Source organism: Photobacterium sp. TLY01 (assembly GCF_021432065.1).
Lineage (GTDB): Bacteria > Pseudomonadota > Gammaproteobacteria > Enterobacterales > Vibrionaceae > Photobacterium > Photobacterium halotolerans_A.
In genome coordinates this window covers 2,320,069-2,339,706 of sequence record NZ_CP090364.1, presented here as the reverse complement: position 1 = coordinate 2,339,706, position 19,638 = coordinate 2,320,069, and the positions used below count along the sequence as shown (strand labels likewise).

At 49.5% G+C, this 19,638-nt stretch carries 18 protein-coding genes and 1 tRNA gene; 11 read left to right on the top strand and 8 right to left on the bottom strand.

The genetic code is table 11. From position 1 onward, the window contains the following. Nucleotides 1–212: 212 nt before the first annotated feature. From LN341_RS11090 to LN341_RS11055, 8 genes are all read left to right on the top strand, one after another. Nucleotides 213–289 (top strand) — tRNA-Arg (locus tag LN341_RS11090). A 416-nt stretch (nt 290–705) separates the two neighbouring features. Further along, entirely contained in the window at nt 706–2,010 is a 1,305-nt protein-coding gene (tig, locus tag LN341_RS11085; protein ID WP_046218764.1) for a trigger factor, read from the top strand. A gap of 107 nt (nt 2,011–2,117) precedes the next feature. Next, a complete protein-coding gene (clpP, locus tag LN341_RS11080; RefSeq protein ID WP_027252853.1) occupies nt 2,118–2,741 on the top strand; it encodes an ATP-dependent Clp endopeptidase proteolytic subunit ClpP in 624 nt (207 codons plus the stop codon). A gap of 114 nt (nt 2,742–2,855) precedes the next feature. Further along, nucleotides 2,856–4,136, top strand: a complete 1,281-nt coding sequence (gene clpX / locus LN341_RS11075) for an ATP-dependent protease ATP-binding subunit ClpX (RefSeq protein ID WP_027252852.1) — start codon at nt 2,856–2,858, stop codon at nt 4,134–4,136. A gap of 139 nt (nt 4,137–4,275) precedes the next feature. Then, nucleotides 4,276–6,648 (top strand): endopeptidase La, encoded by a 2,373-nt coding sequence (gene lon / locus LN341_RS11070; protein ID WP_046218763.1) that lies wholly within the window; start codon nt 4,276–4,278, stop codon nt 6,646–6,648. A gap of 234 nt (nt 6,649–6,882) precedes the next feature. Further along, on the top strand, nt 6,883–7,155 hold the full coding sequence (gene hupB / locus LN341_RS11065) for a nucleoid-associated protein HU-beta (RefSeq protein WP_027252850.1): 273 nt from the start codon (nt 6,883–6,885) through the stop codon (nt 7,153–7,155). 194 nt (nt 7,156–7,349) lie between these two features. Next, a complete protein-coding gene (ppiD, locus tag LN341_RS11060) occupies nt 7,350–9,242 on the top strand; it encodes a peptidylprolyl isomerase (RefSeq protein ID WP_234203301.1) in 1,893 nt (630 codons plus the stop codon). Nucleotides 9,243–9,375: 133 nt separating this feature from the next. Further along, nucleotides 9,376–9,660: a ComEA family DNA-binding protein gene (locus tag LN341_RS11055; protein ID WP_046218761.1), complete on the top strand. Its 285-nt coding sequence runs from the start codon at nt 9,376–9,378 to the stop codon at nt 9,658–9,660. 63 nt (nt 9,661–9,723) lie between these two features. Here LN341_RS11055 and rrtA read toward each other — a convergent pair whose 3' ends face one another. Continuing rightward, nucleotides 9,724–10,296, bottom strand: a complete 573-nt coding sequence (rrtA, locus tag LN341_RS11050) for a rhombosortase (protein WP_234203300.1) — start codon at nt 10,294–10,296, stop codon at nt 9,724–9,726. Between the two features lie 10 nt (nt 10,297–10,306). Here rrtA and LN341_RS11045 point away from each other — a divergent pair, with 10 nt between their 5' ends. After that, on the top strand, nt 10,307–10,918 hold the full coding sequence (locus tag LN341_RS11045) for a tRNA-uridine aminocarboxypropyltransferase (protein WP_046218760.1): 612 nt from the start codon (nt 10,307–10,309) through the stop codon (nt 10,916–10,918). A gap of 2 nt (nt 10,919–10,920) precedes the next feature. Here the strand turns inward: LN341_RS11045 and LN341_RS11040 are convergent, their stop codons facing one another. The 6 genes from LN341_RS11040 to LN341_RS11015 form a co-directional block, all read right to left on the bottom strand. Continuing rightward, complete coding sequence (locus LN341_RS11040) at nt 10,921–12,285, bottom strand: anti-phage deoxyguanosine triphosphatase (protein WP_046218759.1); 1,365 nt, start codon at nt 12,283–12,285, stop codon at nt 10,921–10,923. After that, nucleotides 12,285–12,869, bottom strand: coding sequence for a 5'-deoxynucleotidase (gene yfbR, locus LN341_RS11035; RefSeq protein WP_046218758.1), 585 nt, complete (start codon nt 12,867–12,869; stop codon nt 12,285–12,287). Before yfbR ends, LN341_RS11040 begins: the two co-directional genes overlap by 1 nt. A 147-nt stretch (nt 12,870–13,016) precedes the next feature. Continuing rightward, nucleotides 13,017–14,231, bottom strand: a complete 1,215-nt coding sequence (locus LN341_RS11030; RefSeq protein WP_046218757.1) for a pyridoxal phosphate-dependent aminotransferase — start codon at nt 14,229–14,231, stop codon at nt 13,017–13,019. 303 nt (nt 14,232–14,534) lie between these two features. Next, entirely contained in the window at nt 14,535–16,406 is a 1,872-nt protein-coding gene (locus LN341_RS11025) for an MFS transporter (protein WP_046218756.1), read from the bottom strand. 14 nt (nt 16,407–16,420) lie between these two features. Beyond that, on the bottom strand, nt 16,421–17,017 hold the full coding sequence (locus tag LN341_RS11020; RefSeq protein WP_046218755.1) for a TetR/AcrR family transcriptional regulator: 597 nt from the start codon (nt 17,015–17,017) through the stop codon (nt 16,421–16,423). Between the two features lie 165 nt (nt 17,018–17,182). After that, nucleotides 17,183–17,590, bottom strand: a complete 408-nt coding sequence (locus LN341_RS11015) for a TM2 domain-containing protein (protein WP_046218754.1) — start codon at nt 17,588–17,590, stop codon at nt 17,183–17,185. A gap of 285 nt (nt 17,591–17,875) precedes the next feature. On the opposite strand from LN341_RS11015, the gene LN341_RS11010 reads away from it, so the two are divergent. Together LN341_RS11010 and LN341_RS11005 are read left to right on the top strand one after the other, a co-directional pair. After that, nucleotides 17,876–18,739 (top strand): Tim44 domain-containing protein, encoded by an 864-nt coding sequence (locus tag LN341_RS11010; RefSeq protein ID WP_144408969.1) that lies wholly within the window; start codon nt 17,876–17,878, stop codon nt 18,737–18,739. A 175-nt stretch (nt 18,740–18,914) separates the two neighbouring features. Then, a complete protein-coding gene (locus tag LN341_RS11005; protein ID WP_046218753.1) occupies nt 18,915–19,160 on the top strand; it encodes a TIGR02647 family protein in 246 nt (81 codons plus the stop codon). Here LN341_RS11005 and LN341_RS11000 read toward each other — a convergent pair. Further along, complete coding sequence (locus tag LN341_RS11000) at nt 19,137–19,403, bottom strand: YkgJ family cysteine cluster protein (protein ID WP_234203299.1); 267 nt, start codon at nt 19,401–19,403, stop codon at nt 19,137–19,139. The two genes, LN341_RS11005 and LN341_RS11000, sit on opposite strands and share 24 nt — an antisense overlap. Between the last annotated feature and the right edge of the window lie 235 nt (nt 19,404–19,638).

Genomic DNA, 19,638 nt, shown 5'->3' with positions numbered 1-19,638 from the left:
CTGCAATATCAAGGCTTTCAAACGATAAACTTTGCTTTGGAAGAGCAGGAAGGATGTTTCGCTGAGCCAATCAAGAGGGGATGTTTGTCGTAAGTTTAACCGCTTGGTGCATTTGGTCAGGGATTTTAACGTTTTATCGTTGACCTTGATCTCAAGCGACGTATAATTCACCCCCGTCAGTTAACGCACCAGACGGTTAACACCCAGACAAAGCGCCCTTAGCTCAGTTGGATAGAGCACGTGCCTTCTAAGCATGTGGTCGCAGGTTCGAATCCTGCAGGGCGCGCCATTTTCTCCGTTCTATCCCTTCTTTTTTACCCGCTTAAACATTTTTGATCTCAGGTTGAAGTCCACAAAGCAGCGTGAAGCTTTGATTAAAATTCCTGCACTGAATCGACATTTGAACAAAAAAGCGGGGCTAAACTGCAATTTTTTCGTGTTTTCTCTTGAAAATGCGAATTCAGCCCCTATCTTGTCCGAAGGTTTACACTTGGTGTGGCACCAGATACCTCGACGAAAGAGGGCTGGGCCGTTATAATACCGCGCTTTAATTTTTGTTTCAGTGGCACTGGCCAGTGATACAGAAATTGACCGAATTCAGGCGTTATGGTGTTCAAGCCGTAACACGAAAGGATGCCAGCGTCAGCAGAGATCTGACGGGCAAGATAACTCAGTCAACCTGAGTCAGTTTTGAGGTTTAAGAAAATGCAAGTTACCGTTGAAACCACTGAAGGCCTAGAACGCCAAATTACGATTACTGTCCCTGCAGCCAACATCGAAGATGCAGTGACTGCCCAGCTGAAGAAAATCGCGAAAACCCGTCGCTTTGACGGTTTCCGTCCTGGTAAAGCACCGATTAAGATGGTTGCACGTATGTTCGGCGCCTCTGTGCGTCAGGACGTGCTGGGCGAAGTGATGCAACGTCATTACATTGAAGCGATTGTTAAAGAAAAAATTAACCCAGCCGGCGCACCAACATTCACCCCAGTCGACATGACTGAAGGTAAAGATCTGGTTTTCAAAGCCACTTTCGAAGTGTTCCCTGAGATTGAACTGACAGGTCTGGACAAGATTGCGATTGAAAAGCCTGCCGCTGAAGTGAAAGACGAAGACGTTGCTCAGATGCTGGAAACGCTGCGCAAGCAGCAAGCGAACTGGGCTGAAGTTGATACTGCAGCTGATGCAAACAGCCGTGTGACGATTGATTTCACAGGTTCTATCGACGGTGAAGAATTCGACGGCGGTAAAGCAGAAGCTTTCCCTCTGGCAATGGGCCAGGGCCGCATGATTCCGGGCTTCGAAGAAGGAATCGTGGGTAAGAAAGCGGGTGAAGAGTTCAACATTGAAGTGACTTTCCCTGAAGACTATCACGCCGAGAACCTGAAAGGTAAAGCGGCTGTGTTCGCGATCAAACTGCACAAAGTAGAAGCTCAGGAACTGCCAGAGCTGAACGAAGAATTTGTGAAGAAGTTTGGTGTTGAAGACGGTTCAGTTGACGGCCTGAAAGCAGAAGTGCGCAAGAACATGGAGCGTGAGCTGAAGCAAGCGGTTAAAGGCCGTATCAAGGATCAGGTTCTGAATGGCCTGATTGAGCAAAACGACATTGATGTTCCTTCTGCACTGATTGACCAGGAAGTGAACACATTGCGTCAGCAGGCGGTTCAGCGTTTCGGCGGCAACGCAAATAACGCACCAGAACTGCCACGTGAGCTGTTCGAAGAGCAAGCGAAGCGTCGTGTCGTGGTCGGTCTGCTGCTGGGTGAAGTGATCAAGGCTGAAGAACTGAAAGCCGATGACGAGCGAGTTAAGGCGCTGATCACTGAAATGGCATCTGCTTATGAAGATCCAACAGAAGTTGTTGCATACTATGAAAAGAATGAGCAACTGATGAACAACATGCGTAATGTTGCTCTGGAAGAACAAGCGATTGATGCTCTACTGGCTAAAGCACAGGTTTCAGAAAAAGAAGTAAGCTTCAATGAGCTGATGAATCAGCAACCAGCAGCTTAATTGACTGAAATGACTGTAAAGATTTGACTTTATTTCAAATCTTCTGCTAACAATGGTCCGTATGAGTCAATCATTCGGGCCATTAATTTTTTTGGGGAAATAAGGTTATGAGCTACCAAGATAATAACGCCATGTCGCCAATCATGAATGCGCTGGTTCCTATGGTGGTCGAGCAGACCTCTCGTGGCGAACGTTCCTACGACATCTATTCCCGACTATTGAAAGAGCGTGTGATCTTCCTGACTGGTCAGGTTGAAGATCAGATGGCCAACCTGGTTGTGGCACAGCTGTTGTTCCTGGAGTCAGAAAACCCTGACAAAGATATTTTCCTGTATATTAACTCTCCTGGTGGTTCAGTCACTGCAGGTATGTCCATCTATGACACCATGCAACACATCAAACCGGATGTGAGTACCTTCTGTATGGGACAAGCTTGCTCAATGGGGGCATTCCTGCTGGCAGGTGGCGCGAAAGGGAAACGTTTTTGTCTGCCTAATTCCCGTGTCATGATTCATCAGCCATTAGGCGGTTTCCAGGGGCAAGCTTCTGATATTCAGATTCATGCTCAGGAAATTCTGACAATTAAGAAGCGATTGAACAATCTGTTGGCTGAACATACGGGTCAACCACTGGAAATCGTTGAAAAAGATACAGACCGTGACAACTTCATGTCTGCTGAGCAGGCTGCGGAGTATGGACTGGTCGATGCCGTTTTGAATAAGCGTGACTAACCTGTCATTATGGTGCACAGTGCTCTGAAGGGGCAAGGTGACAGCAAAGTGACGAGAGATGTTATACACTCAAAACAAGGCAAGGATGGGTGAAACCCAATATGAGGTTAGCGAATGACAGATAAGCGAAAAGAGAGTGGTAGTGGAAAACTGCTGTACTGCTCTTTCTGCGGTAAAAGTCAGCATGAAGTTCGCAAGCTGATTGCTGGCCCTTCTGTGTATATTTGCGATGAGTGTGTCGATTTGTGTAACGACATCATTCGCGAAGAAATCAAAGAAGTTATGCCAAAGCGCGATGGTAATGAACTGCCAACGCCAAGGGAGATCCGCACGCACTTAGATGATTATGTCATCGGCCAGGATCACGCGAAGAAAGTACTGGCTGTAGCTGTTTACAACCACTACAAGCGTTTGCGTAATGGCGACACCACCAGTGATGGTGTCGAGTTGGGTAAAAGTAACATCCTGCTGATTGGTCCGACGGGTAGTGGTAAAACACTGCTTGCAGAAACGCTGGCGCGTATGCTGGATGTACCTTTCACGATGGCGGATGCAACGACCCTGACCGAAGCTGGTTATGTCGGTGAAGATGTCGAAAACATCATCCAGAAGCTGCTGCAGAAATGTGATTATGATGTCGCTAAAGCGGAACGCGGAATCGTATATATTGATGAAATTGATAAGATTTCCCGTAAATCTGACAATCCATCAATTACCCGTGACGTGTCTGGCGAAGGTGTACAGCAAGCGCTGCTGAAATTGATCGAGGGTACGGTTGCCTCTGTGCCTCCACAGGGCGGTCGTAAGCATCCTCAGCAGGAGTTCCTGCAGGTTGATACATCGAAAATACTCTTTATTTGTGGCGGTGCATTTGCAGGCCTGGATAAAGTGGTAGAGCAGCGTGTGGCAACCAGTTCAGGTATTGGTTTTGGCGCGGAAGTCCGTTCGAAAGACCAGCGCAACACACTCAGCGATTTGTTTGAGAAAGTCGAACCGGAAGATCTGGTGAAATACGGTCTGATCCCTGAGTTTATCGGTCGTCTGCCAGTGACTGCGATTTTGAGTGAGCTGGATGAATCTGCGCTGGTGCAGATTCTGCGTGAGCCGAAAAATGCGCTGACTAAACAGTATGCTGCATTACTGGAGCTGGAAAACGTTGAACTGGAATTCCGTGACGATGCGTTGCAGGCCATTGCCCGCAAAGCCATGGAACGTAAAACCGGTGCACGTGGCCTTCGCTCTATTGTCGAGGCGGTGCTGCTCGATACTATGTATGAACTACCTTCTGCCGAAGGCGTGAGCAAAGTCGTGATTGATGAATCAGTTATTAAAGGGGAGTCTGAACCTTTGCTGATTTATGAAAACACAGAAAACCAAGCTGCAGGCGGCGAGTAAGTGGTTGCAAAACGTACAGTTTGAGTAAATAAAGGAGGCTTTGGCCTCCTTTTTGATTTTCTGGCAAATCGACCGTTGAATCTTGTCAGTCTGCCCCCATATACTCATGAAAAGAGACTGAACGGAAAGAGAGAACAATATGAACCTGGAGCGTTCGGAACGCCTTGCCATTCCCGTTCTGCCACTGCGTGACGTGGTGGTCTACCCTCATATGGTTATTCCATTGTTTGTAGGCCGGGATAAATCCATTCGTTGCCTTGAAACCGCAATGGATAACGATAAACAAATTTTGTTGGTTGCCCAGAAAGAAGCGGCAACTGACGAACCCACCGTTGACGATCTCTATGATGTCGGCACAGTTGCGACCATACTACAGCTCCTGAAATTGCCGGATGGCACAGTGAAGGTGCTGGTAGAAGGGCAGCAGCGTGCAAACGTCAGGAAGTTAACTGACGACGAATTTTTCAGTGCGGAAGCTGAATTTCTGGTCACGCCGGAAATGGACGAGCGCGAGCAGGAAGTGCTGGTTCGCACTGCGATCAATCAGTTTGAAGGCTTTATCAAGCTGAACAAAAAGATCCCGCCTGAAGTCTTAACCTCACTCAATGGCATTGATGAGGCTGCTCGTCTCGCCGATACCATTGCTGCGCATATGCCACTGAAGCTGGCAGATAAGCAGAAAGTGCTCGAAATCGTGGATATTACGGAACGTCTGGAGTTCCTGATGGCCATGATGGAATCTGAAATTGATCTGCTGCAGGTTGAGAAACGTATCCGTGGCCGCGTCAAGAAACAGATGGAAAAGAGCCAGCGCGAGTACTATCTGAATGAGCAGATGAAAGCCATCCAGAAAGAACTGGGTGAGCTGGACGATGCGCCGGATGAATTCGAATCGTTGAAGAAAAAAATCGACGAATCAAAAATGCCGGCTGAAGCGCGTGAAAAAACTGAGCAGGAATTACAAAAGCTGAAGATGATGTCGCCGATGTCTGCTGAAGCCACTGTGGTTCGTGGTTATATTGACTGGATGCTGAGCGTGCCATGGCACAAGCGGACCAAGGTCAAGAAAGATCTGGCAAAAGCGGAAGAGATCCTCAACGCCGACCACTATGGTCTGGAACGCGTCAAAGACCGCATTCTTGAGTATTTAGCCGTTCAGAGCCGTATCAATAAGCTGAAAGGCCCGATCCTGTGCCTGGTTGGCCCTCCGGGTGTCGGTAAAACATCTCTGGGACAGTCCATTGCTGCTGCTACGGGTCGTAAATACGTGCGTATGGCCTTAGGCGGGGTGCGTGATGAAGCTGAAATCCGTGGTCACCGTCGGACTTATATCGGCTCTATGCCAGGCAAACTGATTCAGAAAATGGCCAAAGTGGGCGTGAAAAACCCGCTGTTCCTGCTGGATGAGATCGACAAGATGTCGTCCGACATGCGTGGCGATCCTGCGTCAGCGCTGCTGGAAGTGCTGGATCCGGAACAGAACAATGCGTTTAATGACCATTATCTGGAAGTGGATTACGACTTGTCCGACGTGATGTTCGTGGCCACATCGAACTCGATGAATATTCCGGGCCCGTTATTGGACCGTATGGAAGTGATTCGTCTGTCTGGTTATACCGAGGACGAAAAACTCAATATTGCAAAACGTCACTTGCTGGAAAAACAGATCCAACGCAACGGCCTGAAAAAAGGCGAAGTGGAGATCGAAGATTCGGCGATTGTCGGTATTATCCGCTACTACACCCGTGAAGCCGGCGTCCGTAATCTCGAACGTGAAATCTCTAAACTGTGCCGTAAAGCGGTGAAAGAGATCCTGCTGAATCCGGAAGTGAAGAAGGTCACCATTAATCAGGCGAACCTGAAGCAGTATCTGGGTGTGCAGCGCTTTGACTACGGAAAAGCAGAAGAAAGTAATCGCATTGGACAAGTCACCGGGCTGGCGTGGACCGAAGTGGGTGGCGATTTGCTGACCATTGAAACTGAGTCTATGCCGGGTAAAGGCAAGCTATCTTACACCGGCTCTCTGGGCGACGTGATGCAGGAGTCTATCCAGGCAGCGATGACTGTGGTGCGCACTCGGGCAGAAAAACTGGGTATTAACAACGATTTCTATGAGAAGCGTGATATCCATGTCCATGTTCCTGAAGGCGCAACCCCTAAGGATGGCCCAAGCGCGGGTATTGCCATGTGTACGGCACTGGTGTCCAGCCTGACAGGTAACCCTGTGCGCAGTGATGTCGCGATGACAGGTGAAATTACCCTGCGTGGTGAAGTGCTGCCGATTGGTGGTTTGAAAGAAAAACTGCTGGCAGCACACCGTGGCGGCATTAAAACCGTGCTGATTCCGAAAGAGAATGAACGTGATCTGGAAGAGATCCCAGACAACGTGATTGCTGATTTGGAAGTTCGCCCGGTTCGCTGGATTGATGATGTGTTACGCATCGCACTGGAAAATAATCCGTCAGGAATCGAGCTGGTAAACGCTCAAAACAGTGATATGCAGCAAAATTAACAGATGTAAGTGGCTGACTGTGACGGAAATCGCTTGTCAGCCTTTTTCTGTCTGGCTATAAGTGGGGTCTAATTTGCTGTAAGCTCAATAATAACAAGGCTTACAGCCTGTTCAGTGTCACAATGAGCTGATAAATTAGACCTGATACAAGTTTTTGATTGTCCTTTGTCGTCACAGCGTAAACATAGATTATGCTGTTGTCAGGAAGACAATGTTCATAGAGGGGAAGAAATCGTGAACAAAACTCAATTGGTTGATAAAATCGCCGAAGGTGCCGATATTTCTAAAGCATCTGCTGGCCGTGCACTGGACGCTTTCATTGAGGCCGTGTCTGAGTCTCTGAAAGAAGGTGACCAGGTTGCTCTGGTTGGTTTTGGTACATTCTCTGTTCGTGAGCGCGCTGCCCGTACTGGCCGTAACCCACAAACCGGTGAAGAAATCCAAATCGCAGCAGCACGTGTACCAGGTTTCAAACCAGGTAAAGCGCTGAAAGATTCTGTCAACTGATTCTGGCCTCGCCAGTAAGTTGAAATGAACAAATCTTTACGCTTCTTGTCATATAGTGGCATTATTGCGTAACACGAGAGCGCATCATATCTGATGCGCTTTTTTTACATTGTATCAGGTGAACAGATTGTGATTCTTTCGAATCGTAATCAACAATGATTGCCAGCTCGAACAACTAGGAGATACGGCACGTTATGATGGAGCGGATGCGCGAAGGCGTTAGCAGCATTTGGGTGAAGATTATTCTCTCCCTAATCATATTTTCTTTTGTCTTTGCCGGTGTAGGCAGTTATCTGGCAAATTCTAATCAGCCTGTAGCGGCAAAGATTGACGGCGAGGAAATCAGCCAGAATCAGTTTGAGCAGGCATATCAGAACGAACGTAACCGTATGCAGTCGCAGCTGGGAGAGTATTTCTCTACGCTGATGGGTGACCCTGGGTATGTTCAGCAGTTTCGTCGCAGCGTGCTGGACCGTTTGGTGAATGACGCACTGATTGAACAACGTGCGAACGAGCTGGGCTTACGCATCAGTGATGAGCAGGTGAAGCAAGCAATTCGTTCAATGCCTGAATTTCAGCGTGACGGTAAGTTTGATAATGAAGTGTATGCTTCTTTGCTTCGCCGCTCGCGTTTCACGCCTGAGCAATTTGCCGAGTACATGCGCACCGACATGCTGCGTCAGCAGCTGCTGAGCGCGATTCAGGGCAGTGATTTTGCACTGAGTCATGAGCTGGTTCAATTGCAGCAACTGGAGCAACAACAGCGTGAAGTACGCAGTCTGACCCTGAACCTGGATACGTTTAAGGAAACTGTTGAGATCTCAGAAAGCGACAGCAAAGATTACTACGAGCAGCATCCGGAAGCCTTTACTCGTCCGGAACAAGTGAAGGTTGCTTATATTGAGCTGTCTGGCGATACGCTGAAAGAGACCATGGATGTTAGTGATGATGAGCTGAATGCTTATTATCAGGATAACCAGGCTAAATTTTCAACGCCTGAGCAGCGCCATGTCCGTCACATTCTGATTCAGGGTGATGATGCTGAAGCGCAGTCAAAGGCGGATGCGATTCTTGCCGAGCTCAATCAGGGGGCGGATTTTTCTGAGCTGGCAAAAGCCAAATCGGATGACACTTTTAGTGCGAAGCAAGGCGGTGAACTGGACTGGTTTGAGCGCGGCGTGATGGACCCAGCGTTTGAGGAAGCGGCCTTTGCCCTGGAGAACCAAGGGGATCTGTCTGGCGTTGTGAAATCCTCATTTGGCTATCACATTATTCAGCTTGAAGCGGTCAAAGCGCCGACAGCCAAGCCGCTGACCGAGGTTCGCAGCGAACTGTTAGCAGATCTGCGTGAACAAAAAGCGGCAGAAGCATTCTATCAGCAACAAACCAAACTGGCAGAATCAGCGTTTGAAATGCCGGACTCACTGGATGATGCGGCAAAAGCAGTGAATGCCAAAGTGCAGAAGACTGACTTTTTCGCGCTCAACAATGCCCAGGGCGTGTTGGCTTCACCGGCTGTTGTTCAGGCGTTAAGCAGTGCGGAAGTACGTGACGATGGTTTGAACTCAGAAGTCATTGAACTGGGTGCGGAGCATGTCATCGTGGTTCGTGTTGATGAGTCCCGCCCTGAGCAGTTGTTACCTTTTGAAGAGGTTGCGGATCAGGTCCATGAGATAGTAGCCACCCAGCGTGGTGAAGAAGCAGCTGAGAAGCAGGCGGATGAGATCCTTGCGGCATTGCGGGATGGTGATAGCGCTATTTTGGACCAGCTTGATCTGAGCTTCTCTGAGCCTCAGACGATCAGTCGTCGCGGCAGCGATCCTGTGATTGCACAACAAGCTTTTGCCATGGCCAAGCCTGTTGAAGGTCAGTCTGTCTACGGGGTTACCCGTGATCAGCAGGGCAATGTTGTTGTGATTGCGCTGGATAAAGTGATTGAACCTGAGGTTGAATCGGGCAGCGTGAACGGGCAACTGGCCGAGCAGGTTGCTCAGATGAATGCGCAGCAGGATGTGGTTGCTTTACTGGATGTCCTGCGTGCTGATGCGGAAGTGACCTATCCGGTATTGGATGCATCTGCAAACTAAATGTAATTGATATTTATCATAGATGGGCCGCTTTGTGCGGCCCGTCGTTTTTTTATCTCGTCATCTCCTGGCAAGCATTATTGTGTGATTAAAAATGATTATCCTTGGTTTGCGTTAATACTAAGGAGAAAAAATGAAAAACACATTTGCATTAATTTTGCTGGCATCGAGCGTTGTTTTACCGGGAGTGGTAGACGCGTCCGATAAGCATGAAGGGATTGAAATAACAATAAATATCAATAGTGCCAATGCTGAAGAACTGGACAAACTGCTATTAGGCGTTGGTCCGGATAAGGCTCAGAACATTATTGATTACCGGGAGCAGAATGGGGCTTTTGCCACGATTGATGATCTGAGTAAGGTCAAAGGGATTGGTGCCTCAACTGTAGAAAAAAATCGTGATCGTATTCAGCTCTGACTGAGCTGAAAACCGAAACGCCACTATCTTGTAAGGGGTGCAATGCGCCCCTTGCAACTGACATTATTTGACAGGGAATGCTGATAACCTGAAAGCAGGAGGCAGCATGGCGAGCAAAAAGCCACCGACAGCCCCGGCAAAATGCGCTTCTACAGCCACAGTTGCATGAATCATCGCTGCTGTTTCAGCAGATCCTCCGGTGTATAAATCCCAGCTGACTTTTAAGACACCCGCCATGAGCAATAACCGTCCTCCGGCGCGCTGTGTGCGGATATCCTGACAGGCTCCCCAAATGAAAATCCCGTGCAGCAGGCCAGATAAGCCTGAGTAACCCGTCAGTGTGGTCAGAAGCAGTGACAGACCGACAATCAGACTTAGCGCGATGAATAACAGGCAAAAACGGCCTGCTGTCAGGTAAAACCGGAACAGATAACTGATGATCAGCAGACCTGAAATATTCATGCCGAGATGGACCCAATTGGTGTGGGTGAGATTTCCTGTTAGGATCCGCCACCATTGCCCGGATTCAATCAGTGGTCGTTGCCACTCCAGCAGCGAATGAAGCGGTGCAAATTGCGCAATGATACAAAGCAGAGATATTGTCAGCAGGGACAGGAACAGAGATCGTGATAACAAGGGCACCTCAATGAGCCGATACTGTGAAGATTGCGGTAAAGCAGGCAACGCCTGTATTTGCCAGTGGATCGAAAAAATTGATGCTAGAACTGAACTCTGGATATTGCAACACCCCTCAGAGGTCAGCCGGCCGCTCGGTACGGCCCGTATCCTGACACTCTCGTTACCCAACGCGCGGCTATGGGTTGGCGAAGATTTCAGCCAGCATGAGGAGATCAACAGTCTGCTGGCAGACCCGGCGCGCCATGCGGCGGTACTTTATCCGGACGAACAGGCTGTACCGCTTTCCAGCCTGGCTGTACAGAACACCTCATCCCCTCTGACGACATTAATACTGCTCGATGGCACATGGAAAAAGGCGTATAAAATGTGGCGTTTGTCGGCGAACTTGCAAGCCTTACCCTGCGTATGCCTCGATGATGTACCCGCAGGGAATTACCGGATTCGAAAATCGCCCAAACAAGCCGGATTGTCCACAGTTGAAGCTGCGTTTTATGCCCTGAGTCAGCTTGAAGGTGAAAGCCAGCGTTTTCTGCCCTTAGTGGCTGCATTTGAAAAAATGATCGATTTTCAGATCAGTCAGATGCCGCCCGGGCTGTTTGAGCGGCATTATGGTAAGTAACGTTAAACGATGGGGCCTATTTTCCATTCACTTGCAGGTTGAAATAGGTTGCTGTAAAGCCGCTGGGCGAACCCGTCTGTCATTCCCGCGATGTAGTCAGCAATGATCCGCTGTTCATTTTCATTCTGCTGAAGGGCCGTGCGCCAGCGCTCGCGGGTACTGGCCGGCAATAACCGCTCCGGATCAGAGGTGAAAGCCTCGAACATTTCCATGATGATTTGTTGCCCTTTGTACTCAAGCAGCTGGATTTCCGGTTTGTGCACTACATACTCACTGACAAACTGTTTCAGTACGGTCAGGGCATTTTCCATCGGAGCCGACAGGTAGGCGTTCCATTTTAGCAGTGGTTCGCTGAATGCCGGGGCATTTTGAGCCGTTGTCGGGCCGATCTCAATGGCGGTGATCAGGGCATTGACCAAGGCACCAATGGCATCTTTACGCTGATGGTGATCGGCAAACAACTGCTGGCTCAACCATTCCGTGCGAGAAGCCAGCCAGGGTTCTCCACAATGCAGTAACTGACTGGCAGCAGCATCTTCCCACTGTTTTTGCGTCACTATGCCCATGACGATGGCATCTTCCAAATCGTGCACGCCATACGCAATATCATCGGCAAGCTCCATGATGGAGCAATCCAGAGACTTAAAGCGTGTTTTGAGATGCTGACTGGGGGATTGCCGCTCGCTGCGCATCATGCCGAACAGTTCCCTGTCTTGCTCAGGCAGGCCAGACAGTACCCACGCAAAGGTCTCTTTGTCGTCGCGGTAAATGCCTTTGGCCGGCTGCCAGTCTTTGGCGCGCAAATGGCGAAAGTCGCTGACTTCAGGCGGTTGCTCTGTGGCTCTGGTATCGCAGATAAAAGCCGGGTATTTCAGCAGCCCGAGTAAAGTACGGCGTGATAAATTCATACCAAAGTTTTCGGTATAGGGCTCAAGTAGTGTCACGATTCTGAACGTCTGCGCATTGCCTTCAAAGCCACCCTGATCACGCATCATATAATTGAGTGCTATTTCACCACCATGGCCGAAAGGCGGATGTCCGATGTCGTGGGCCAGACACAGGCTTTCCATCAGACTGTTCGAAGGTAAGAGCGAGCGAAACTCAGGTTGCTTGATTTTCAGCTGAGCGACGATGCCGGTGCCGATTTGTGAGGCTTCCAGCGAGTGGGTCAGTCGGGTGCGGTAAAAGTCGTGATGGCCGGCACCGTGCACCTGGGTTTTGGCCTGCAAGCGGCGAAAGGCCGCAGAATGAAGAATTCTGGCGCGATCACGCTGATAGGCAGTGCGGTGATCATCGCGGCGCTCCTTGTGCTCCTGACTCTTTCTTGCTTGCCACAGAGCGGTGCTTGGGTCGCTGGGTAAAGGCATTAGCTGATCTCATCCAAAGTGAGGTTGAAACTGGTGGCGAAGGTTTTCAGGAAATAACTCATTTCCTGTGTCTTTCGCTCTTCCAGCGTTTCTTCCAGACGTTTCTTGGCCTGTGTGAATTCGTGGTTACCGGCACTGAGTTCTTCCAGGCATTTCAGATAAGCACATAAGGTATCGGCCTGCTTGACGATGTGGTAGTCCTGCTGGTCGATGGCATCGCTGACCAGCAAAGGGGCGTAGTCGGCCTGAAACTCATCTGGGAGCATAGAAAGCAGCCTTTGCTCGGCGGCCAGTTCAATCTTTTTGTATTCTTCGGCAATGGTCGGGTTGAAGTATTTGATTGGCGTTGGCATGTCGCCTGTCAGCACTTCACTGGCATCATGAAACATGGCCAGCAGAGCAATACGCTCAGGATTCAGTTGTCCGCCGAAGTGACGGTTTTTGATCAATGCCAGTGCGTGGGCCACAAAGGCCACCTGCAGGCTGTGCTCAGAGACATTCTCAGTGGCGACGCAGCGCATCAGCGGCCAGCGTTGAATGAGTTTCATACGAGCGAGATGAGCAAAAAAATGGCTGGTTTTCATGATGTTTCCACATTGATCAGATTGCTCTTTAAACCTAACAGATTTTTTGCAGCCTAGGAAACAACAAAAGCCCCTGGGATAGGGGCTTTGCGATACGGGCTGGACGCTTGATTACCGATAGCGATTGATCGTTATTGGCGGTAACTATTATTGGCGGTAACTATGAAGAAATCGCTCCAGACGGCCGATGGCCATTTCCAGGTCATCGACCCGGGGCAATGTCACAATGCGGAAGTGATCCGGTTTTTTCCAGTTGAAGCCTGTACCGTGGACAATCAGCACTTTTTCTTGCTGCAGGAAGTCCAGGGCCATTTTCTGATCATCGACAATGTTGAACTTTTTCTGATCCAGTTTCGGGAATAAGTACAAAGCCCCTTTGGGTTTCACACAGGATACGCCGGGAATTTGCGTAATCATGTCGTAGGCTTTGTTGCGCTGCTCAAGCAGACGCCCGCCAGGTAAAATCAGTTCATTAATGCTCTGGTAGCCGCCTAAGGCTGTTTGTACCGCATGCTGCATCGGTACGTTGGCACACAGGCGCATTGAGGCCAGCATATCCAGTCCTTCGATGTAGCGTTTGGCGACGTGGCGAGGCCCGGAGAGCAACATCCAGCCGGCACGGAAACCACAGACACGGTAAGACTTAGACAAGCCATTGAAGGTGACACAGAATACGTCTTCTGCCAGTGGGGCAATAGACGTATGCTGGGCGCCGTCATACAGAATTTTGTCGTAAATTTCGTCGGCAAAGATAATCAGTTTGTGCTGACGGGCAATTTCAATTACTTCCAGCAAAAAGTCACGGCTATAGACTGCACCGGTCGGATTGTTCGGGTTGATTAACACAATCCCGCGCGTTTTCGGGGTGATTTTACTGCGAATATCATCAAGGTCAGGATACCAGTCCGATTCTTCATCACAGATGTAGTGTACCGGATTGCCGCCAGACAAGGAGATAGCCGCCGTCCACAAGGGGTAATCGGGTGCAGGAACCAGAATTTCATCCGTATTATCCAGCAGTGCCTGCATCGCCATGACGATCAGTTCAGAGACACCGTTGCCGATATAGACATCTTCAACATCCAGATCCAGCAGGCCGCGTTTCTGGTAATGCTGGACCACGGCTTTGCGTGCTGAGTAAATGCCTTTTGAATCGCAGTAACCTTGCGAGGTGGGCAGGTTGCGGATCACATCCACCAGGATTTCATCCGGTGCATCAAAACCGAACGGGGCGGGGTTGCCAATGTTGAGCTTAAGAATTTTGTGGCCTTCTTCTTCCATGCGCTTGGCATGTTTAAGAACGGGACCCCTTATGTCATAACAAACATTGTTGAGCTTGGTAGACATCCCGATGTTGTGCATGTGGTTATCCTGCGAAAAGTGAATATTTCCCACAAATTACACTAAATGCCACCTTTTGATAAAGGGTTTGCAGGAAAAAATTATGTGAAGGGGCGGTATTTTAATGTTTATCAGAATAAAAAACCAAAAGCGTGAAAGTTGGTCTAAAGGCGAACAGGCCGAGGATATCTCGCTTTCGTTGGCTAACGGATGGTTTTAACAATTAATATTGGTTTTTATTTTAGTGAATTATTCTGTGAAAAAAGTTAAATCAGGAGAAAAACGGAAAGCGCAAAATCACGCACTTTCCGTTGTGTCAGCGTTTTAGCGAGATTCGCCGCGCAGGGCAATCACGGTCTCCCGTAAAGCTGCGCTGTTGGCCGATTGCGCATTCACCGGAGGGCCGGCGACAATCGTCACCCGCGACCAGAAACGTTTTGGCCATTTCAGCAAGGCTTTACCGCCTTCACGGCTGAAGTAGCTGCCCCACAGGCCTTGCAGCGCCATTGGAATGACAGGCGCAGGGGAGCGTTTCAAAATCAGGTCCACTCCACGCATGAAAGGTCCGACTTCCCCATCATGGGTGAGTTTACCTTCAGGGAAGATACACACCAGTTCCCCTTGAGACAGATAATATTCTACTTCTTCGAAGGCCTTTTGAATCGAACGCCTGTCTTTGGCTGCAATCGGTATGACTTTGCAGGCGCTGCAGAAGGTTTTAATCAGTGGCAGCTTGAAGATGTCCTCATCCATGATGAAGCGGATCGGACGAGGGCAGGCACCGGCCAGCAGCAGGGCATCCATATAGCTGACATGGTTACAGACAATTAAAGCCCCGCCTTGTTTGGGGATGTTCTCCAGCTGCTGGTGGCTGACCCGGTACAAGGTATGGCTGACAATCCAGATGAGGAAGCGCCAGAAAAAGTCAGGTGCCTGCAGGTAGATATATCCCAGCACCAGCAGATTCAGGCCGGCCAGAAACAGGAAAAACTGCGGAATTGATAAAGATAGTACAGACAGGAAAACGATCGCTGTTACTGCGCTAACGACCATGAAAATAGCATTCCAGATATTGTTGGCTGCAATCACCTGTGCTCGTTCTGACGGCTCGGCGCGGTTTTGCATCATGGCGTACAGGGGCACGATATAGATACCGCCGGACACACCCAGCATGGTCAGTGAGAAGAACACCCGAATCAGATCCGGTTGGGTCAGAAAGGCCCATAACGAGTCTGACACCGGAGCAATGTCAGGGGTCGCAAACATCAGGTCTGCACCAAACAGTGTGATGCCGAGTGAGCCCAGCGGAACAATGCCCGGCTCAATCCGATGGCCAGAAAGGCGATCACACAGCAGCGAGCCAATAGCAATACCGATGGAAAATAAGGTCAGCAGCACAGAAACCGAAGCAGCATTTCCGCCAAGGAACAAGCGGGCAAAGTTGGGAAACTGAGTCAGATAACTGGCTCCCAGAAACCAGAACCAGCTGATCCCCAGCACGCACTGCAACACCACTTTATCTTTTGCAGCGATGGAAAGGGTTCTGCGCGTCTGTCTGACCGGCTGCCAGCGAAACCGCTGACCTTCACGGCAGGGCTTGGCTTCAGGGATATAACGCGAACTGGCATAACCCAAAACGGCGAACGACACCACAGCCACAGCGGCAATGGTCCTTGCCTCTTCCTGATCGGCAATGATTCCGGCAAGCAGGGTACCGATCAGTATGGCCAGGAAGGTCCCTGTTTCAACCAACGCATTGCCAGGAACCAGCTCTTCTTTTTTCAGGTGCTGAGGCAGTAAAGCATACTTGGCAGGGCCAAAGAAGGCTGATTGCGATCCCATCAGAAACAGCAGCAGTAATAAGGCCGTATAATTTTCTGCCACAAACGCCACAGCGGCCATGGCCATGATGATGATTTCAGCCATTTTTACTTTACGCATGATGCTGGCTTTGTCGTATGAGTCTGCCAGTACACCGGCAGATGCAGAGAACAAAAAGAACGGTAAAATAAAGATACCGGCAGCCAGATTAATAATGAAATCGGACTCAAAGGGCAAAGTACCGGGGGCGGCAAAGGCGATCAGAATGAGCAGCACATTTTTATAAATATTATCGTTAAATGCGCCCAGCGCCTGGGTAATGAAATATGGCAGAAAACGGCGTTGGGTCAGTAAAGCAGATTGTGAGTAACTCATCGGGCTGGGCTCCTTCATACCTGCCAATTGTTCAGGTAAGTGTCCAGCAGGTTGTCGATCAGCGCTTTTCCGTCAACGGGCGTTGCGGTGAACAGTTTATCGTCAACCGTGAGCAGAGTAATACCATGTACGCCTGCCCACAGAACGCGACTGGCTTCCATCACCGCGGTTTCGGACTGGTCAGGAATGAGCTGGCGGATCAGGCTTTCCAGCATGTTAATCATGTTATTGATGCGTTGATTTTGCCACTCTGGCAGCTCCTCACCATTCATGGTGTGCTGGAAAATCAGTTGCCAGCGGTAAGGATTATCAATCGCAAAATTCAAATAGCAGTAGGCAAGTTTGCGCAGTGCGTCAGTAGTTGACTCTGACTGCTGCAACTGTTTTTCAGCTTCAGCAAACAATTCATCCATAGTTTGGGCAACAGCATGAAGTAACAGCAGGTTATAATTACCAAACACATTGACTAAGGTGCTGGGCACATAGCCAATCATTGCAGCGACTTTACGTAAGCTGAGTTCGTGATGGGGGTGCTCGCTGAGAAACTTTTTAACCTGCTCCAGTGTCATGCTGATGAGCTCTTCCCGCGTGTGATCGTTTCGTCTTGCCATGATCTTCCCTACATGGTGCGCTAAGCACAAATAAAAGGCCGGACAGTTTGCTGACTGCCTTAGCACAGGCTGCGTGTGCTATAAAAAGTATAGAATATAGAACAATGTTCAATATTCTATGGGCAACAAAACTTCCGGGTCAAGAATGTCTCTTACTGACCGGTATTAACGGCGTTCGGCATTTTTGACCGACACCTGCTCATTCAGTGTCCAGAAATCAATCAAAACACCAATCAGGAAAAAGCCAAATGTCAGTAAATATAAGAGCCCGCTGATCCATTTTCCCATATACATCCGGTGAACACCGAAAACCCCCAGGAAAGTGAGCATCAGCCAGGCAATGTTATAGTCCAGCTCTCCGCTTTGAAAACGCAGATCCGCTTCTTTGTCCATGCCGGGAATCAAGAACAGATCGATCAACCAGCCAATGCCTAACAGGCCCAGGGTAAAGAACCAGATCGTACCGGTCACAGGTTTGCCGTAATAAAAACGGTGGGCGCCGGTAAAGCCAAAAATCCAAAGCAAATAGCCTATCAGTTTACTGTGCGTGTTCTGATGCGCTGCTTCTTGCATGGTGATTGCCTCGCTGTAAGTAAATTGGGATAAACTGGTCTTGCCTAATACTAGGTGGGATGTACAGGAAGTAACAAGCCATTTCATTAGCTTAGCCGGAGAAGATCGCATTGTTTGTCAAGCGGTAGTGGCTTGTTCTTGTCGGCCGGTAATCAAGCGAATCAGTGCAATATAATCAGAATTGCTAAATTTGGTAACAATTTGGATCCCAGACTGGATTGACTTTACCATCCCCCCAGCTAGGATGCATAAGGATTGCATTTTACAGGCAAAGGTAAAGGATTGATGAAACGCTATATCACCATGTTCGCGTTACTGGTGGCTGTGTCTTTCACGGCTCCGCACGCGGAAGCGAAAAAGTTTGGCGGCAGCAAATCTTTGGGCAAGAGCTACAATACGGCTCCGGCGCAAAAACAGCAACCGCAGCAAACCGATACGATCAGTAAACAGAACCCCACGGCATCAGCCGGCAAAAAAGGCTTGATGGGCGGACTGCTGGGCGGACTCCTCGCCGGTGGACTGCTGGCAGCATTCTTCGGTGGCGCTTTTGAAGGGATTCAGTTTATGGATATCCTGATTTTTGGCCTGATCGCTTTTCTGATTTTCAAGTTCCTGAAAGGCATGCGTAAAGCCAAGCCAACTGCGATGGGACATCAGCAGGCGTACGCCGGCGACTCCCCTCAGGCACAAGGTGCGTACCGTCAGCAAGCGGATGCCTTTACCGGTGCGGCGACTGCCCAGCCTGAGTATCGCGCAACTGATAGCGATGTGCCGTTCAATCTGCCTCCGGGCTTTGATATGAATGCTTTTTTGCAAGGTGCGCGCGAGCATTACCGCACACTGCAAGGCGCATGGAATTTCAATGAGCTGGAAACCATCCGTGAGTATGTCAGCCCGGCGCTGTTTGATGATTTAAAAGCAGAGCGCAGTAAGCTGGATGGCGAGCAGCACACTGAAGTGATGTATGTTGATGCAGAGTTGGTGCGTGCCGACTATGATGCCAATACGGCGCATCTGAGTGTGAAGTTTACCGGACGCTACAAAGACAGCCATGAAGGTGTTGAAGAAGATATCTCTGATATCTGGCATTTGGAGCGTGATCTGATGACACCCAATGCACCTTGGCTGATTGTCGGTATCCAGGCCTGACAGAACGCACGTAAAGCACGCTAGAAACTCAAGCGTTTCATAAACCGCTTATCCTGAACCGGGGTAAGCGGTTTTCTTTTTTTTCAGATAATTACTGTTGTTTTGATCTAAACCGCAGCGACTTTGGGTTTCTCTCACTATGCTTGGAGATAAGTTCTTAAGAGGAGAGGTCGCTATGCCCCTGACGCCAGAGTTAGTCCATGAGTTGAATCTGTTGGTGAAATTCCCGATGCACAGTGATATGGAGGGGATCAAGGTGAACCATGAAGCGAGTTCAGAGATGATCTCGGCTGCACAGCGCTTATATGATAAAGGGCTCGTCACTCAGCCCGATGGCGGCTATCTGACCAGTTCGGGCCATCAGGCCCTGGAGCACGCCAAATCAGCCTTGCGAATATTATCCGGTAAAGTGAACGTCTGAAATCTGCTCCAGCTCTGTCAGGTTCAACAGCGCTTGCTGATTGGTGGCGCCGCAGACATCCGGACAGGGTTTGAAGTGATGGCATACTGCCGGTCTTTCCGGCTTGCCAAAAAGCTTACACAGATTATTGTCGTTTAGCTGAATACAGCGCACCCCGGCAGGCTTGCCATCAGGCATACCCGGTATGGGGGAAGAAATACTCGGGGCAATACAACAGGCTCCGCAGCCTAAACGACAATCCATTCCAACCTTCTATACTTATCTGACAGTCTTATCCAACAGTGACACTTCGTGATTCCGGCCAGTATCACTGGCCGCTTGCGCTGGTGGCGCAAACTATCACCCATAGTCTCGGGAATCAACCTTTGCGGCTGTTGTACCTCTGACTGAGAGGGGGAAATCCTGACTGAGGCTTGCACTTTGCCGTGCAGACAGCTATAACACCGCCTTGTTTCCTCTTATCCCTACAATAAGAGGG

Coding starts and splice junctions, on each gene's coding strand:
- LN341_RS11000 (WP_234203299.1), bottom strand. CDS start 19,403: ATGGATTGTCGTTTAGGCTGCGGAGCCTGTTGTATTGCCCCGAGTATT.
- LN341_RS11030 (WP_046218757.1), bottom strand. CDS start 14,231: ATGCACAACATCGGGATGTCTACCAAGCTCAACAATGTTTGTTATGAC.
- LN341_RS11055 (WP_046218761.1), top strand. CDS start 9,376: ATGAAAAACACATTTGCATTAATTTTGCTGGCATCGAGCGTTGTTTTA.
- LN341_RS11015 (WP_046218754.1), bottom strand. CDS start 17,590: ATGCAAGAAGCAGCGCATCAGAACACGCACAGTAAACTGATAGGCTAT.
- yfbR (WP_046218758.1), bottom strand. CDS start 12,869: ATGAAAACCAGCCATTTTTTTGCTCATCTCGCTCGTATGAAACTCATT.
- LN341_RS11010 (WP_144408969.1), top strand. CDS start 17,876: ATGAAACGCTATATCACCATGTTCGCGTTACTGGTGGCTGTGTCTTTC.
- LN341_RS11025 (WP_046218756.1), bottom strand. CDS start 16,406: ATGAGTTACTCACAATCTGCTTTACTGACCCAACGCCGTTTTCTGCCA.
- clpP (WP_027252853.1), top strand. CDS start 2,118: ATGAGCTACCAAGATAATAACGCCATGTCGCCAATCATGAATGCGCTG.
- LN341_RS11005 (WP_046218753.1), top strand. CDS start 18,915: ATGCCCCTGACGCCAGAGTTAGTCCATGAGTTGAATCTGTTGGTGAAA.
- clpX (WP_027252852.1), top strand. CDS start 2,856: ATGACAGATAAGCGAAAAGAGAGTGGTAGTGGAAAACTGCTGTACTGC.
- LN341_RS11020 (WP_046218755.1), bottom strand. CDS start 17,017: ATGGCAAGACGAAACGATCACACGCGGGAAGAGCTCATCAGCATGACA.
- LN341_RS11040 (WP_046218759.1), bottom strand. CDS start 12,285: ATGCCTTTACCCAGCGACCCAAGCACCGCTCTGTGGCAAGCAAGAAAG.
- ppiD (WP_234203301.1), top strand. CDS start 7,350: ATGATGGAGCGGATGCGCGAAGGCGTTAGCAGCATTTGGGTGAAGATT.
- LN341_RS11045 (WP_046218760.1), top strand. CDS start 10,307: ATGAGCCGATACTGTGAAGATTGCGGTAAAGCAGGCAACGCCTGTATT.
- tig (WP_046218764.1), top strand. CDS start 706: ATGCAAGTTACCGTTGAAACCACTGAAGGCCTAGAACGCCAAATTACG.
- lon (WP_046218763.1), top strand. CDS start 4,276: ATGAACCTGGAGCGTTCGGAACGCCTTGCCATTCCCGTTCTGCCACTG.